The following is a 15,595-nucleotide window of genomic DNA, read 5'->3' as shown; positions in this document are numbered from 1 at the left end:
CACGTCGATACGAGGTCAACGCTCCGCTGCACCCGCAGCAGGGCAGACCACGGAACGACGACGAGACCGCCGGGGGACGCTGCAGTGCCTGCATCACGCACGTCCGCCGTCCGTCCCCGCCCGGCTCTCAGTGCCCGTGAGGCGCAGGCTCTCCGTGAGGCGCTGGCCCTGCGCCAGGCCCTCGCGGCCGGCCAGACCCTCTCGCCTGCCCAACTCCAGGCTCTGCGTGCCGCCACCGCCACCGCGACGGCCGCGGCCGCCCGCACGGGGCAGCCGGTCCGCCGGAAGACTCCGTCCGCCCGGCCCGCCGGGCGGACGGCGGCCCGCAAGCCGGCGCCTCGCCGTACAGCCGCCGCGCGCCGTTCGGAACGGACCGGTGCCCGCTGGTCGACCCGGCTGCGCGTGGTCGCGACGAGCACCCTGCTGCTGCCTGCGGTCGCCGTCCTGGCGCTGCCCGGTACCGACGGCGGCGGCTCGACCGGCGGTGCGCACGACGCCGCGTCGCTGGCACTGACCGCCCAGAACACCCTGCTCCGGCAGGCGGGTCACTACCGGCAGCTCGAGCAGTCCGTCACCGAGCGGCAGGCCGAACTGCAGCAGGCACGCGCCGCCGAGCAGGCGGCCCTCGCGAAGGTCGACGCCCAGCAGCAGGTCGTCGGCGGCACCGCCGCAGCTCTGTACCGTGCCGCGTCCACCCAGCGCCTTCCGGTGCTGGCGCTGAACGTGCACGACGACGGGGCGACCTCCGACGTCCTCTACCGGCAGGCCGTGGCCGACCGCGACGACCGCAGCCGCGAGGCGGCGGTCGCGCGCGCCGAGCGCGCATCGACCGCGCTGGCCGCCGCGCGCGCCGGCGTCACCGAGGCGCAGGCCGCCGTCACGTCCGCCCGCGCCCAGGCGTCCTCCGTGCTGGTCGCGGTGCGGAACAAGGTGAAGGGCCTCAGCCCCGCCGTGACCGCTCAGCTCGCGGCACTGGGCACGATCCCGACCGCCGGCGCACAGCAGGACCGCAACAGCTCGGCACTGGCTCGCTGGCAGACCTATCTGACCCGGCTCGCCGACGCCGGCATCGTGCCCCCGCCGGCCGCCAGCCTGACCGGCGCGACCGACCTGCCACCGGGCATGTCCCCCGCCCTGGATGCGGCCGGTCAGCCCGTGCCGGGCGTGGCGTGGGCGGTGATCGGCAACAGCCCGGTCACGGTGCTACCGGCGGAGACGGTCGCGGCCGTCAGTACCGCGCTGTCCCAGCTCGGCAAGCCGTTCCTCGGCGGCACCTCCGGCCCGGACAGCTACGACTGCGGCGGCCTGACCGCGGCGGCGTGGCTGCTCGCCGGGTACGCCGTCCCCTCCACGCCGGAGGCGCAGTGGAGCACCGGCGCGCCGGTGGACGTCGCCGGGCTGCAGATCGGTGACCTCGTCTTCTCCCCCGGCGGCCAGGACGTCGGCATCTACGTGGGCGACGGTGACGTCGTCGGCGCCTCTGCGGCGACCTACCAGGTCGGCGTCCGCTCGGTCGTGGCCGGCTCGTCGGTCACCCGCGTGACGCTGCCCGCCCCGGCGATGCCGAACCCCGCGTTGGCCCCGGCCGCTGCCGGTGCCTGCGGCGCGCCGCTGCCGGCACCCGGTCCGGTCAGTCCGGCCTGGGGCGGGTACGCCAACGGCCAGATCCCGCCCGAGGCGCTGTGCGCGCTGGGGGTGGCCCGCCATGCCCTGCGCTGCGACGCCGCGGCGTCCTATGCCGCGATGAGCACGGCGTTCGAGTCCACCTTCGGGTCGCCGCTGTGCATCACCGACTCGTACCGCTCCTACGCCAGCCAGGTGTCGGCGTTCCAGCGCAAGCCGGCGCTGGCGGCGTACCCCGGCACGTCCAACCACGGGTGGGCGCTCGCGGTCGACCTGTGCGGGGGCATCAACGTCGCCGGCTCGCCGCAGTGGACCTGGATGACGGCCAACTCGGCCCGCTTCGGGTTCGTGCAGCCGGACTGGGCACGCCCCCGCGCGGAGAAGCCGGAGCCTTGGCACTGGGAGTACGGCGCCATCTCCTGAGAAAGGACCCCGTCCTCCCTAGCCTTCGCAAGCTCAGGGCGGGGCCCGGGACGGGGCCTAGAGCCAGGGGATGGTCTCGACGTCCCGTCCCGGCAACGTCACGCTGGCTTCGCTGGACTCCCCGGCGAGGCGAGCGGCGATGCCCGGGCCCGCGCAGGCCACCGGGCGGTGCGGGGTCACCACGACGTGCATGTCGGTCATCTCCAGCCCGGCCGCGGTGATCCGCCGGAGCATCCGTTCCGGGTCCATCAGTGCCGAGGTCGCCAGCACCGGGAGGTCACGGTGCGACCACAGCGCCACCGGCCCCTCCACCCGCAGCGCGAGGTCGACGTCCTGCGCGCGCCCGGTGGCCGCCGACCGGGTGCGGTGCACCTCGTCCGCACCCGCTGCCGACGACGGCGTCCAGGGCAGCGCGAACTCCCCTCTGCGGACGACGACTCCCCACCCGACCGACGTGCGGTCCGGATCGGCCCAGTCGAGGACGGCGATCCCGCCGGCCGCCGCGGTCGCGTCGGCCACCGGCCGGTGCGCCACCCACGAGGTGAGGGCCTGCGCGATGCCCGTGGCCGTCGGCGGAACCCCCGCGCGCGTCATGTCGTCGGCGAGCTCGTGGAGCCCGGTCCGCACCTGTCGCTCGTCCTCCTCGACGACGAGGACCGAGCCCGCCCCGGTGCGCTGGACCAGACCGAGCCGCAGCCGCGGGGTGGCCAGGGCGGGGAGGATGGCGTCGGCGACCTCGCGCAGCTCCCCCACGCTCACGCGGGTCGGCCGCAGCCGCTGCATCAGGCCGGCCGAGGAGCCGCCGAACCGGGAGTCGGTCACTCGCCCGTCGCCTCCCCGAGCTGTTCGCGGACGGCGTCCGGCAGGCCCGGCACGGCGAGGACGCTGGACCGCTCGGCCGCGCTGAGCCGCACCGGCAGCACGTCCTCTCCCCAGCCGGTGGCCCGGCGGACCCGGGCGGCCGACGCCGGCCACACCGCGTCGCGGGCCGCCGCGACGTGCAGTTCGGTGAGCACGTCCTCGAGATGGATGGCAGCGACCGGATGCATGGCGCGGCCGGTCAGCGCGGCCCGCACCGCCGTCGCCAGCTGGGTGCGGTGCACCCCGGCCAGCCAGTGCGGCACGAGCGTCTCGGGGCCGGGCTCGCCGGCGTGGGCCGCGCTCAACCGAGCCCGTCCCGGCCGCAGGGCAGCGGGCCCGTACCCGGCGTCGCCACCCGGGGGCGGCGGCGGGGACCGGGGCTCGCTCTCACGTGGTGGATATCGGCAGCGCACGGCCCCGATCGACCCGTTCGCGACACCCTTTTCGGCCGACGGCAGGAGATCGCCGCGTAACCGGACGCCGTCCAGGCCGTTTTCATGGCACCGCCGACCGCCAGGGAGCCCCCATGCGCCGCACCGCCGCCGTCGCCGTCGCCGTCGGCCTCGCCACGACCGCCGTCACCGCAGGCGCGCTGGTCACGGCCGCCTCCGCTGCCCCGGGCTCGTCGTCCGCAGCCCCCCGCGACGTCATGTTCGTGGGCAACAACTGGGACGGCACCGCCACGGTCGTCGACGCGCGCACGCACAAGCCGCTGCGGACGCTGAACATGATTCCGGACAAGACCGAGCGGATGACCGACATCCTCAGCCACCCGGACAAGCTGGCGTTCTACCTCGCCGTCCAGCAGGGCGTGGGCGAGGGACACGACCAGTACACCGACGACATGTTCACCACCCACGACGGGCGGATGGTCGCCGTGAGCCGGCCGAGCTTCGCCGACGTGGTGGGCATCGACCTGGCCAGCGGCGCGATCCGCTGGCGCTTCCCGATGGAGGGCTACCGCGCCGACCACATGGGCGTCTCCCCCGACGGCACGCGGCTGCTGGTCAGCGACTCCACCGCCGGCAAGGTGCACGAGCTTGACCTGCGCACCGGCGCCAAACTGCGCGAGTTCGACAGCGGCGACACCCCGCACGAGAACAACTACACGCGCGACGGCTCGCGGATCTTCCACGCCAGCATCGGCACCGTCTACACGCCGACCGACCAGCCCGCTCTCGACACCACCAAGGGCGAGCGGGTCTTCCAGATCGTGAACAACAGCGACATGTCGATCGCTGCGCGGTGGGACATGGGCAAGGAGCTCGCGGAGGCGGGGTACCCGGGGATGAGCTCCGCCGTCCGCCCCATGGCCGTCGCACCCGACGAGCGCTACGTCTACCTGCAGGTGTCGTTCTTCCACGGGTTCGTCGAGTTCGACACCCAGGCGCCGGACGCCGACCCTGCCCAGACCTATCCCGGCGAGCCGGCGGTGGGCGCGGTGAAGCGCGTCGTCCCGCTGCCCGACCGGACCAACGGCATGCCGCGCGAGCAGTACGTCCTGGACTCCGCTCACCACGGCCTGGCGATCAACCCGGCCGGGACGACGCTGTGCGCGGCCGGGACCATGGACGACTACGCGGCGATCGTCGACCGGACGAGCCTGCGGCACACGATCGTCGACGTCGGCGCGAAGCCCTACTGGGCGACCAACGGTGCGGTCGGCGACGAGTGCTGGGTGTCGGTCAGCGGTGAGGACAAGGTCGTCGTCATCGACTACGCGACCGCGACGCCGACCGCGACGATCCCGGTCGGCGACCACCCCCAGCGCGTGCGCGCCGGCGTCGTCGACCGCACCGTCCTCACCACCTGGAAGTAGCCCCGCCCCGCGCCATGTTGATCAGCGTCGCTGATCAACAGGGGTCCTCCCCCACCGTCGACGGCGGGGGAGGACCCGGAACGGTGGGGTAGGACGACGTCGCGGGCCGGATCAGGCGGCGTCCGAAGCCCCGCCCGGCTCGGCGGTGCGGACGGCGCGCCACCGGCGTGGGCCGACGTATGGGGCTGCCAGCAACGCCTCGATGCGAGCCGTCATCGCCGACCACGGACGCCCGAGGTCCTCGTTCCCGACACGGACGAAGCGAATGCCGAGCGCCCGCATCTCGTCCTCCCGCCGCTTCTCCTGCCACAACGCCGCGGCCGGCGAGGCCGCGTACAGCGGATCGGTGTACTTGATCCGGCCGTCGAACTCGATGACCACTGCGGCCTCCTCGTACCAGCCGTCCGCCCGCCCGAGGAGCCCTGCCGGCCCATGGATCTCGACCTGCAGTTCCGGAAGCGGGAGGCCGGAGGCGAGGAGGGCCAGGCGCCCCCGGGTCTCCAGGGGTGACTCCGCACGACCGTCCGCGAGTCGGAGCCCTCGAGCCGCTTGCGCGATGCCGACCCGGTGACTTCCGGCCAACACCGCGCGCAGCAACTCGGCTCGGCTGACCTTCCCGTTCTGCAGCGCAGCGTCGATCGCGATCACTCCGTCGGTCAGCGACCACTCGCGGGCACAGTCCACTAGCGTTCGCGGCACCGACGTCGCCCGGAACGCAGACCACCGTTCCACCTCGTCCGCGGTCATCATGGCCTGGGCCACCCGGTACTCGCGGCCGCGACGCCACTTGTCGGCCGCCGTGAGCCTGACCTCCGACGAGGACCGCCACGGCAGGACCAGCCCGTGCAGCCGGGCCGCGGACGCGTGACTCAGCACCGGCCCGGGACCGAGGCTCATCAGCACGCCCACGCATTCGATCAGGTGCCGCTGGCGATCGTCGGCCGACGTCAGATCGTCAGTGCGGATGTAGATGCCCTTCCGGAGGCGCGACCACCGGCGCGTGCGGAGTTCGGCGCGGATGTCGTCCACGCTGTAACCGACCCGCAGGGCCTCCTGGCTGGTGAACACGCCCAGACGACCGGCGGCGAGGGCGCTCAGCTGCGGGTGCACGCCGGAAGTCTCACTGCCGACGCGGGGCGGTGCAGACTCCGCGACGCCGGCTGTGGACAACCGCCGTCCTACCCCGCCGTTCCGGGTCCTCCCCCGCGGTCGACGGCGTGGGAGGACCCATGTTGATCAGCGACGCTGATCAACATGGGCCCCCGACGGTCAGTCGACGAGTTCGGACAGGCGAGCCTTGAGGGCCTGCTCGACCCGGTCGGCGTAGACGTTCATGTTGCGGACGGAGGTGTTGAGGTCCGACGACAGCTGCGTCTTGGTCTGCCCGCCCCAGGTGGTCAGGTACCAGGTGGCCCAGCCCAGCACGTTGGGCTGGCCGGCGCGCTGGTCCCGCCGTGCGGTCGGGTCCGGGGCGCAGGCGGCGGTGAGCGCGTGCGAGAGCAGCGTCTGCTCCGCCTCGCCCATGATCTCGTCCGGGGCCTCGGAGGAGTCCGGCAGCAGGATCTCGGTCGCGTCGGGCCCGCCGTCCAGCGACTGGAGGTTGCGCAGCCCGTTGAGGGTGGCGACGGTCTGCGAGTTGCGGCGCAGCGTGGCCACGCTCTGGCCCATGTAGGCGGCCAGCTCCTTCTCGCTCGGGCGCCGCTGGTGCTCGGCGATGAACGCCGCGATCGCCTTCTGCTGCTTGTGCTCGGTGTCAGCCGCGGTGCGCCCGTGGGCGTTGCGGCCCAGGTCGTGCACCCACTTCGACAGCTGCGTGGCCAGGAACGCCCCGAACGGGACGCCCTTGCCCTCGTCGTACTGCGCGACCGCCTTCAGCACCCACTCGTAGACCTGCTGGCCGAGGTCGTCGGGGTCGGGCAGGTGCAGCCGGATCGTGCTCATGTTGCGCTGCAGGCGCTTGAGGCTGACCGGCCCGTAGTGCCGGCAGAGGTCGCCCAGGAAGTCGGCCGGCAGGTCGCGCGGGGCACGGCGCCGGACGTCGGTCTCCGCCCGCAGGCCGATCGTGGACGATCCGTGGCGCGCGGCCCAGGCGCGGATCCAGTCGGCCAGCACGGACGCCGACCCGCAGGCGCCGTCGACCCGGTAGAGCCCGTCACCCTGGTCGTAGCTGACCGTGACGCCGTCGGGCAGGTCGGCGCGGAACTCGTCGAGCGGAAGCTCGTGGTCCACGCGGAAGTGGACGCGGTCGCGGGGGGTGATCGGCGCGAGCGCCCAGCCGTCGGCCTCCGGGATGCCTCCGAAGATCAGCGGCTGGCGGACACGGTTGCGGTTGTCGGTGAGAAGGGTCGGGGACGGGACGAGATCGGACACGGGTACTCCTGGGGACCTACGGGGAAGGAGGGCCTCGGGGAAGGAGGCCCGGAAGTCGCTCGGGAGGCCGTCAGGCCGGGATGCGTTCACCGGGGGGGGGCATCCGCGGGCTCGGGACGGGCGCGGCGGTGGCCGGCAGTCCCTCGAGCACGTCCGCGGCGAGGACGCCGCCGGCGGCCTGCCCCATGAGGACGGCGGCCGCGGCGCGCTCGGCCGGGCCGGGCTCGGCGGTGTAGACCGGCATGTGGTCGTACAGCGACGTGAACATGGCGCTGACGAAGGCGTAGGCGGCCTGCGCCTGCGGCGAGAACTTGGCGACGGCGGTCCGCGGGCCGAGGTCGACGCCGACGGTCACGCGGACGACGCGGTCGTCCTTGCTGAGGCCGGTGACGGCGAAGCCGACCTCCGGGTGCTCGGCGGCGAGGTTCGCCAGCGCGGCCAGGCACTTGCGCGTGGCACCACGTCGCGGCCGGAGCTGGACGTGGACGACCACGGTCTCCGGCTCGGCCGGGTTGGCCTGTGCCTCGAATGCCTGTGCATCGAATGCCTCGGCACCCATTGCGCTGTGTTCCATGCTGATCGCCCCCTGTCACGTGCTTCAGGAGGAAATCTGCCCTACGCCCTCGGCAACGAAGCCGACAACACTCGCCGTGTTCTACGCAGTTCTGCCGGACTTATTCGGCAGAAGTTGCCCGTGTCGGTACCGAGGGGCGTTCTGGCACCGACACGTTGTGAGCGTGTGCCAAATCTGGGACCGGGTCCGCCATGCAGTTCTGTCAGGCCGTCGCCTCAGGCGTCACAGGGTCTCCGCGCCCTCGCCGCTGTTCTCGGCGTCCGGACCGTCGTCGGTCACGCTCTCGGCCGCCGTGGCGGTCGGCGCGAAGGCGGCGAGGGCACCGAGACTGTCCGCCGTCACCTGCGCGGCGAGCAGGTTCGCCTCGGCGATCTGGCGGTACACCTCCTCGCGGTGGATCGCGACCTCGCGGGGAGCCTTGAAGCCCAGGCGGACCGTTCCGCCGCGGACCTCGACGACGTGGACCTCGATGTCGTCGCCGATCCGGATGGTCTCGCCGACGCTGCGGGTGAGTGTGAGCACGTGTACCCCTCCATGGGTGTGGTGTGGCCGTCCTTGGCAATGCCCGTCGATCGGACGTGTTCAGCTGTGTCTGGGCGCTACGCCCGCATCCCGATGACGTGACACCAGGGTGACATGGCGCCTTCGACCGGTCATCGGCGCATGGGCGCCCGGATGGCGTGCACGCCGTCGGTGAGCACGAGCTGACGGGCCCGGCGAGTCACCGGGTTGACCACCAGCGGCGCCCGGAGGTTGGCCGTCGCCGCGGCCACGTCGCCGTCCGGAACGGTGACCAGGCAGAACAGCGAGGCCTCGGCGGCATCGGCGAGCTCCAGCTCGTCGCAGGCAGCGCCGGGCAGCACCGGTTCGTACTCGGGGAAGAACGAGGCTGCCGAGACGGCGAGGAACCGGGGGCCGTCCGGCGCCACCGACTGCAGCCAGAACAGGTGACCACCCGGATCGGCGGGCACCAGCACGTAGTCGCGGTGCGTCGGGAAGCCGGGCAGCGGCTCGGCGAGCTGGAGCACCTGGACCGACGGCACGACCGGCGCCGGGGTGGGCACCGCGGTGAGGGCCGGCGGCCGCGCGGGGGCGGGCCGCGTCGCGACCGGGGACGGCGTCGTGCGGGCGGCTGCGGCCATCAGCGCAGGTAGTCGAGCAGCGTGGGCTGCAGCGCCTTGGCGGTAGCGCTCAGCGCCGCCTGGTAGCCGGTCTGCTGCATCTGCAGCCGCATGATCGTGTTGGGCAGATCGATGTTCTCGGTCTCGGCCAGCCGGGACGAAAGGGTCAGCGAGCGGTCGGAGTTGACCTGCTCCTCGCGATCGACCCGCGCGGCCCTCGCACCGACGTCCGCGAGGGCGGTCCGCATGCCGCTCATGACCTTGTCCAGGGCGCCCAGGTGCGTCTGGAGTGCGGCCGGATCGGCGACCACGTCCTTCGCGATCTTGTCCACGATCGCGAACAGGTCGTCACCGCCGGGGTCGACGGGACCGAACGCCTGCGGACCGGTCGTGTCCACCCGGACGACCTCGGTGTCGGAGACCCGGCGGGTGACCGGCGGGCCGGGGACGCCGATGTAGGCGCCGGTCTGGTCGTAGGCCTGCGGCTTCGGCGTGACGCCGCCGAACAAGGGGCGCCCGCTGATCTGACGGTTCGCGAGGCTCAACAGTCCTTCGCGGAGGGACGCCACCTCCGTGGCGATGGCCTGCGCACTCTCACCGCTGTTCGACCCCGTGCTGGCTCCCTGCACTGTGAGGTCACGAACGCGGTTGGCGGTGTCGAGCATCTGCTGCAGAGCTGAGTCGGTCTGGTCGAGCCAGCTCTTGGCGTCGCTGATGTTGCGGGCCTGCTGAGCGACCGCGGCCTGGTCCGACCGTGTCTGCATCGCCCGGTTCGTACCGGTGGGCGAGTCCGACGGCGCGCTGATGAGCCGACCGGAGGTGAGCTGCTGCTGCAGCTTGCCGAGGCCGTCGAGGTTGCGGTTGAGACCCTGGAGGCTGGTGAGCGCGACTGCGCGCTGGGTGATGCGCATTCAGATCACAGCCCCACTCGGCCGGTGCCGTTGATCAGCTTGTCCAACATCTCGTCGATGGCCGTCACCAGCCGGCCGGCCGCCGAGTAGGCGTGCTGGAAGGACAGCATGTTGGTCATCTCCTCGTCGATGTTGACGCCGGCCACCGATTCCCGGGCGGCGTCGACCTGGGTGCTGATGACCGACTGGATGTCGAGGTTGCGGGCGGCCACGGCCGACTGCACGCCCAGCTCGGTGATCATCTTGCGGTAGTTCGCATCGGTCGCGGTGGGACCGGTGTTCAACTGGCGCAGCTGGGCGATCTCGTCGGCCTTGCCGTGGTCGAGCGCCGGCGTGACGACGACCGGAGGGCCGGGGTCGGTCGTGGGTGGCACGGACGACGCCGCGATCTTCTTCGGGTCGGTGATCAGCACGGTCAGCGAGGCAGCGGTGATGGGGCCGCTGGCGGTACCGAGCAGCGGCCCGCCCGCGTCGCCGTTCAGGTCGAAGGCGTTGGTCGTGTGCGCGTTGTTCAGTGCGGTCGCCAGGCTCACCGCCGTGGCGTCCATGGCGGCGCGGTAGCCCGGGATGATCGTGTTGAGGGAGTTCAGCTGTCCTTCCGCGGTGCCGCCGACGCGCACGGCGTAGCCGCCCGTCCCGGTGACGATGCGCGGCGGATCCACCGTCACTCCGTCGACGCTGCTGGTGCCGGCGGTCGCCAGGCTGGCCGCGGTGGACCCGGAGACGAGAGTCATGCCGCCGACCAGGACGTCGACGACGCCGAAGTCCCCGTGCCGCACGGTAGCGCCCACCTGGTCGGCGAGCTTCATGACCAGCAGGTCGCGCTGGTCGGAGAGGTCGTTGGCCGGTGTCCCGCTCTGGTTGGCACGCAGGATGGCCTTGTTGAGGTCGGCGATGTTGTTGGCCGCCGCGTTCACGTCGGAGACCAGGACGTCGAGGCTCTCGCGGGACTGGGTCCACTGCGCACCGAGCGAGGCCTGGCTGAAGTGGATGCCGCCGACCAGGGTCTCGAGACGCTTGAGCACCTGCCCGCGGGCCGCCTCGTCCTGCGGCTGGTTCGCCACGTCCTCCCAGCCGGACCACATGTCCGCCAGCAGGCTCTGGATCCCGGTCTCTCCCGGCTCGCGGAACGCCTGCTGAACCAGTTGGTAGGTCTCGTTCTCCGTGGTCAGCCGCGCACTGTTGGCGTGCTCGGTGTGTCCGCGACCCTCCAGGAAGGCGTCCCGGATCCGGGTCACGTCGTCCGCGCTCACGCCGTTGCCGATACCGGAGCTGGTGGAGAAGAAGGCGGGGACGACGCTGCCGCCCATCGCCTGCAGGTCGACCCGCTGGCGGGAGTAGCCCTCGGTGTTGACGTTGGCGATGTTCTGGCCGGTCACGTCCAGGGCACGCCGCTGCGCCCACAGGGCCGTCGTCGCCGCATTGAGGCTGCCGAACGTGCTCACAGTGCGCCGTCCAGCGTGACCGCGCGGTGCGAGCCGTCGTCCGTGCGACCGGTGGAGCCGTACGTGCCCGCGGACTGCGACTTGACCGACAGGAGCGCGTCGCCGATGGCGGCGAGGCCGCCCTCGATCAGCTCCCGGTTCGCGTCGGAGAGGCTGCGCAGGTCGGTGACCAGGACCAGCAGGGCTTCGTGGTGCTTGGCGAAGAGGTCGTTCCACGGCGCCGGCGCCGCGTCCGCGACCTGACGCAGGGACGGGTTGGCGCCCAGACCCAGCTTCACGGCGATCGCCTCGGTCGCGGCGGCCCGCTCCACCTCGAGGGTGCGGAGCTGCTCGAGGACGACCTCGATCTCGTGGGCGATCCGCGCGAGCCACCGGGTCTTGCCGGTGAGGATCAGGTACTGCTTCTCCTCGGCCTTGAACAGCAGCAGGTCCAGGAGCTCCTGCTCGCGCCACAGCAATGTCGACAGGTGCTGGTAGTCCACGAGTCCACCGCCCTTCCGTCGTCGTCCGTCCGCAAACGCCTGCGGCCACTCGCACCGCCGGCGGATCTTCGTCGACCTGCCATCGGCACCCCGCCGGGGGCCCTCAAGCCGAAGCCGACAAGTCCGCAATCAAGTCGAGATGGAAATCTGCCGACACGTGGTGCGGTGCGCCCCGGGGTCAGCCGAGAAGTAGGACGTGAGCCCAGCCCGTGCCCTGGCGGCCGACCGCCCCCTGCGTGAGCGGTCGCTGCACGACCAGAAGCAGCGTGACCGCAAGCAGCGCGACCGGAACCCGAACGTGCGCCCGCAGCCGGCCGCCCACGGCCGCGCCCAGCGGGAGATCGACGACCTGGTCACCGAACACCTGCCGCTGGCGTCCTTCGCGGTCAACGCCGTGGCCGCGCGCATCTCACTGCCCGGGCACGTCAGCCGCGACGATCTGCTCTCCTGCGCCCACGTGGCCCTGGTCGAGGTCGCCAAGCGGTTCGATCCGTCGGCCGGCGCCTCCTTCGCCACCTATGCCCTCGCGCGACTCCAGGGCGCAGTGCTGGACGAGTTGCGCTCGGGCGACTGGGCCAGCCGGTCGGTGCGTGCGGCCGCGCGCCGGACCGACGCCGCCGCCGACGCGCTCACCATCTCGCTGGGCCGACCGCCCACGCGGGAGGAGCTGGCGGCGAGCCTCGGTGTCCCCCGCGCCGACCTCGACAGCCTGCAGATCGACGTCCACCGGGCCGTGATGGTCAGCATGGACGCCGAGACCGCAGGCGACGGCAGCTCCCTGGACCTGCCCGACACCGGCGACTCCCCCGAGCGCGCGCTGCTGCGCAGCGAGCGCGCCCGCTACCTGCACGAAGCGATCCGCGCCCTGCCCGACCGGCTCGCCGAGGTCGTGGAACGCAATTTCTTCGGTGACGAATCGCTCACCGATATCGCCGACGACCTCGGCGTCACGCTCTCGCGGGTCTCGCAGATGCGAGCACGCGCGCTGACCCTCCTGCACGCAGCGATGAGCGAGGTGTGGGAGGGCCGACCGGTTCCCGCCGACGGCGGGGTCCGTGCCCGGAACCAGCAGAAGAGCTACCTCGACCGGGTTGCCGGCCGCGCTCCCCTGCAGGCAGCAGTACCCCGCCCGCGGGCGGAATGGGGGCCGCGGGCGCAACCCGCCTGAGTGAACCGCGGCCAAAAAGGACCGGGGTTCGCCTCAAGGCCCGGGCTCCCGCGGCCGTAATGACCAGTAAGACTTCGCACCGCCCGCAGCACGGATGCAGCGGGAACACCCCGTCCAAGGAGGATCACCATGGGTTTGCGCGTCAACAACAACATCGCGGCGCTCAACGCGTACCGCAACCTGTCCGTCACCGACGGCCAGATGAGCAAGTCGCTCGAGAAGCTCTCCTCGGGTTTCCGCATCAACCGTGCCGCCGACGACGCGGCCGGGCTGGCCATCTCCGAGGGCCTGCGCTCTCAGATCGGTGGCCTGAAGGTCGCCGTCCGCAACACCCAGGACGGCATCTCGGTCGTGCAGACCGCTGAAGGTGCGCTCACCGAGACGCACAGCATTCTCCAGCGCATGCGCGACCTGTCGGTGCAGGCGGCCAACTCCGGCGGACTGAACAGCGACGCCACGGGCAACATCCAGTCCGAGATCAGCCAGCTCAAGAGCGAGCTGACCCGGATCGCCGACACCACCACGTTCAACGGCACCAAGCTGCTGGACGGCCTCTTCGACAAGAAGTTCCAGGTCGGGGCGAACGTCGGCGAGACCATCGGCGTCAAGATCGGCTCCGACATGAGTGCCAACGGGCTCGGGCTCGCGTCGGTCGACGTGTCCAAGTCCGCCAGCGGCACCGGCTCGCAGGTGACCGGTCTGACGCTGGACCTGGCGGCGACCTCCGCGCCCACCGCGGTGGTGGCCGGGAAGACCCTCGACCTGTCCAAGTGGTCCACCGGTGGCACCGTCGATGACGCCGCGAAGAACAAGGCGCTCGTCGACGGCCAGCTGACCACGGCGCTGTCGGGCACCGAGTGGAGCGCCAGCAGCGCGTGGGACGGCACCACGAACACCCAGCTGAACCTGACGTTCTCCTCTGCCAACGCCACCTACGCCGACGCCACCGCGGTGGAGACCGCCCTGGGTGCCACCGGCTTCGGCGGCACCGCCGCGGGCGACAACGCCGCGACGCTCAGCATCGACGGTGCTTCGGCGGCTGTCACGGCCATCGACGCCGCGATCAAGGCGGTGTCCAACACGCGGGCCGACCTGGGTGCCATCCAGAACCGGTTCGACCACACCATCAACAACCTCAACGTCACGGTCGAGAACCTGACCGCGTCCGAGAGCCGCATCCGCGACGCCGACATGGCGCAGGAGATGGTCGGGTTCACCCGCAACCAGATCCTCACCCAGGCCGGCACCGCGATGCTCGCGCAGGCCAACCAGGCCTCGCAGGGAGTCCTGCAGCTGCTCAAGTGACCCCGTCAGTCGACCAGCTAGGCCCATAGCTCCACCCGGGTGAGGGGGGAGGCCCACCGGCCTCCCCCCTCACTCGCACGGAGCACGACCCGATCCCGAACCAGGAGGCAGCCACCATGAGCATGAGTGTCGACGGACTGGTGTCGGGCATGGACACCACGAGCATCATCAGCCAGCTGATGACGGTCGAGGCCGCGCCGCAGAAGGCGCTGAAGAGCAAGCTCACCGACACGCAGAACGCCGCCTCGGCCTACCGCACCGTCAACACGACGTTCCTGGCGATCACCGCCGCGGCCGACACCGCGCTCACGCCCGACCTCTGGTCGACGACGAGGGCCACGAGCACCTCGAGCGGGAACGCCACCGCGACCGCCGGCGCGGGTGCGCTGACCGGCTCGCTGACCTTCAGCGTGACCCAGCTCGCCGCCCCGCACGCAGTCATCAACCGCGAGACACCGGGCGTCTGGACGTCCCCCACGTCGGCGTACGGCACCTCGAGCATCACCGTCAAGGACAAGTCCGGCGCAGTCACGGGGACCATCACCATCGGCGGCACGCAGACCATCGCCGACGCGGCAGCGGCGATCAACGCCAGCTCGCTGGGTCTGTCCGCCGCCGTCGTCAAGATCAGCGACACCGAGGTCGGCCTCCAGGTGACCTCGAAGACCACCGGCGCCGCCAGCGAGTTCACGCTCACCGGCGCCGGCACGTCCCTCCCCAACCAGCAGGCGCAGGACGCCAAGATCAGCGTCGGCACCGTCAACGCCTACACGGTGGCGTCGGCCACGAACACTTTCACCGGGGTGCTGCCCGGCACGACGATCACGGCCGTGAAGGCCGACCCGCTCACGCCGGTGACCGTCAGCGTCGTGTCCGACCCGGCTTCGGTCGCGGCGAAGATGCAGAACCTGGTCGACGCGGTCAACGCCAGCATCAAGACCGTCAAGGACTACACGTCCACCGCGACCGGAAGCACCGCCGCGCTGAAGGGCGACTGGTCGGTGTCCTCCCTGTCCGGCGCGCTGGCCAGCGCGGTGTCCGGAGCCGTCGGGAAGGACGGATCGCCCGCCGCGATCGGCCTGGAGCTGAACAAGGACGGCACGATCAAGTTCGACTCGGCGAAGTTCACCGCCGCCCTGACCGCCACCCCGGACCTGGCCAAGCGCATCGTGCTCGGCACGCCGGCCTCGAACCCCGACGGCATCCCGGGCAACGGCGACGACGTCAAGGCGGTCCTGGGCCTGGCGACGCGGCTGCGCAACGTCGCCGTCTCCGCGTCCGACGCGACCACCGGAACGCTCGTCAGCATGGCCAACGGCCAGGACTCCATCATCAAGGACATCCAGGACCGCATCGCCGACTGGGATCTCCGCCTGGCGAAGCGCAAGGAGACGATCACCGCGCAGTTCACCGCCATGGAGACGGCACTGAGCTCGCTGAAGAACCAGTCCACCTGGCTGGCGGGCCAGATCAGCCAGCTGCCCCGTTCGTGA

General features: G+C 71.9%; 15 protein-coding genes. 5 read left to right on the top strand and 10 right to left on the bottom strand.

What is annotated here, in order from left to right:
* The first annotated feature begins 84 nt into the window (after positions 1 to 84).
* Complete coding sequence (locus AC2H4J_RS03150) at positions 85 to 2,046, top strand: NlpC/P60 family protein (RefSeq protein ID WP_487463367.1); 1,962 nt, start codon at positions 85 to 87, stop codon at positions 2,044 to 2,046.
* A 57-nt stretch (positions 2,047 to 2,103) separates the two neighbouring features.
* On the opposite strand, the gene AC2H4J_RS03145 is transcribed toward AC2H4J_RS03150, so the two are convergent.
* Positions 2,104 to 2,868 (bottom strand): hypothetical protein, encoded by a 765-nt coding sequence (locus AC2H4J_RS03145; protein WP_487463366.1) that lies wholly within the window; start codon positions 2,866 to 2,868, stop codon positions 2,104 to 2,106.
* Positions 2,865 to 3,212 carry a hypothetical protein gene (locus AC2H4J_RS03140; protein WP_487463365.1) on the bottom strand — a complete coding sequence of 116 codons (348 nt, stop codon included), beginning with the start codon at positions 3,210 to 3,212 and terminating at the stop codon, positions 2,865 to 2,867. The genes AC2H4J_RS03145 and AC2H4J_RS03140 overlap by 4 nt, the downstream gene beginning before the upstream one ends.
* 221 nt (positions 3,213 to 3,433) lie before the next feature.
* Between AC2H4J_RS03140 and AC2H4J_RS03135 the strand changes: the two genes are divergently transcribed.
* The gene (locus tag AC2H4J_RS03135; protein WP_487463364.1) at positions 3,434 to 4,726 is read left to right on the top strand and encodes a YncE family protein; all 1,293 of its coding nucleotides are present in this window, start codon (positions 3,434 to 3,436) and stop codon (positions 4,724 to 4,726) included.
* A 111-nt stretch (positions 4,727 to 4,837) separates the two neighbouring features.
* Here the strand turns inward: AC2H4J_RS03135 and AC2H4J_RS03130 are convergent, their stop codons facing one another.
* The 8 genes from AC2H4J_RS03130 to AC2H4J_RS03095 form a co-directional block, all read right to left on the bottom strand.
* Complete coding sequence (locus AC2H4J_RS03130) at positions 4,838 to 5,836, bottom strand: hypothetical protein (protein ID WP_487463363.1); 999 nt, start codon at positions 5,834 to 5,836, stop codon at positions 4,838 to 4,840.
* Positions 5,837 to 5,995: 159 nt separating this feature from the next.
* Positions 5,996 to 7,096 carry a sigma-70 family RNA polymerase sigma factor gene (locus AC2H4J_RS03125; protein ID WP_487463362.1) on the bottom strand — a complete coding sequence of 367 codons (1,101 nt, stop codon included), beginning with the start codon at positions 7,094 to 7,096 and terminating at the stop codon, positions 5,996 to 5,998.
* A 70-nt stretch (positions 7,097 to 7,166) separates the two neighbouring features.
* Positions 7,167 to 7,670, bottom strand: a complete 504-nt coding sequence (locus AC2H4J_RS03120) for a hypothetical protein (protein ID WP_487463361.1) — start codon at positions 7,668 to 7,670, stop codon at positions 7,167 to 7,169.
* Positions 7,671 to 7,892: 222 nt separating this feature from the next.
* The gene (csrA, locus tag AC2H4J_RS03115) at positions 7,893 to 8,192 is read right to left on the bottom strand and encodes a carbon storage regulator CsrA (RefSeq protein ID WP_487463360.1); all 300 of its coding nucleotides are present in this window, start codon (positions 8,190 to 8,192) and stop codon (positions 7,893 to 7,895) included.
* Between the two features lie 131 nt (positions 8,193 to 8,323).
* A complete protein-coding gene (gene fliW / locus AC2H4J_RS03110) occupies positions 8,324 to 8,812 on the bottom strand; it encodes a flagellar assembly protein FliW (protein ID WP_487463359.1) in 489 nt (162 codons plus the stop codon).
* Positions 8,812 to 9,702, bottom strand: a complete 891-nt coding sequence (flgL, locus tag AC2H4J_RS03105) for a flagellar hook-associated protein FlgL (RefSeq protein WP_487463358.1) — start codon at positions 9,700 to 9,702, stop codon at positions 8,812 to 8,814. The genes fliW and flgL overlap by 1 nt, the downstream gene beginning before the upstream one ends.
* 5 nt (positions 9,703 to 9,707) lie before the next feature.
* Positions 9,708 to 11,147: a flagellar hook-associated protein FlgK gene (gene flgK, locus AC2H4J_RS03100; RefSeq protein WP_487463357.1), complete on the bottom strand. Its 1,440-nt coding sequence runs from the start codon at positions 11,145 to 11,147 to the stop codon at positions 9,708 to 9,710.
* Complete coding sequence (locus tag AC2H4J_RS03095; protein WP_487463356.1) at positions 11,144 to 11,629, bottom strand: flagellar protein FlgN; 486 nt, start codon at positions 11,627 to 11,629, stop codon at positions 11,144 to 11,146. Before AC2H4J_RS03095 ends, flgK begins: the two co-directional genes overlap by 4 nt.
* A 196-nt stretch (positions 11,630 to 11,825) precedes the next feature.
* On the opposite strand from AC2H4J_RS03095, the gene AC2H4J_RS03090 reads away from it, so the two are divergent.
* From AC2H4J_RS03090 to fliD, 3 genes are all read left to right on the top strand, one after another.
* Positions 11,826 to 12,797: a sigma-70 family RNA polymerase sigma factor gene (locus AC2H4J_RS03090; RefSeq protein ID WP_487463355.1), complete on the top strand. Its 972-nt coding sequence runs from the start codon at positions 11,826 to 11,828 to the stop codon at positions 12,795 to 12,797.
* Positions 12,798 to 12,926: 129 nt separating this feature from the next.
* Positions 12,927 to 14,102 carry a flagellin N-terminal helical domain-containing protein gene (locus AC2H4J_RS03085; RefSeq protein ID WP_487463354.1) on the top strand — a complete coding sequence of 392 codons (1,176 nt, stop codon included), beginning with the start codon at positions 12,927 to 12,929 and terminating at the stop codon, positions 14,100 to 14,102.
* A gap of 116 nt (positions 14,103 to 14,218) precedes the next feature.
* Positions 14,219 to 15,595 (top strand): flagellar filament capping protein FliD, encoded by a 1,377-nt coding sequence (gene fliD / locus AC2H4J_RS03080; protein WP_487463353.1) that lies wholly within the window; start codon positions 14,219 to 14,221, stop codon positions 15,593 to 15,595.

This window comes from Blastococcus sp. OS1-29 (genome assembly GCF_057628075.1).
This window is presented reverse-complemented; position numbering and strand designations above follow the sequence as displayed.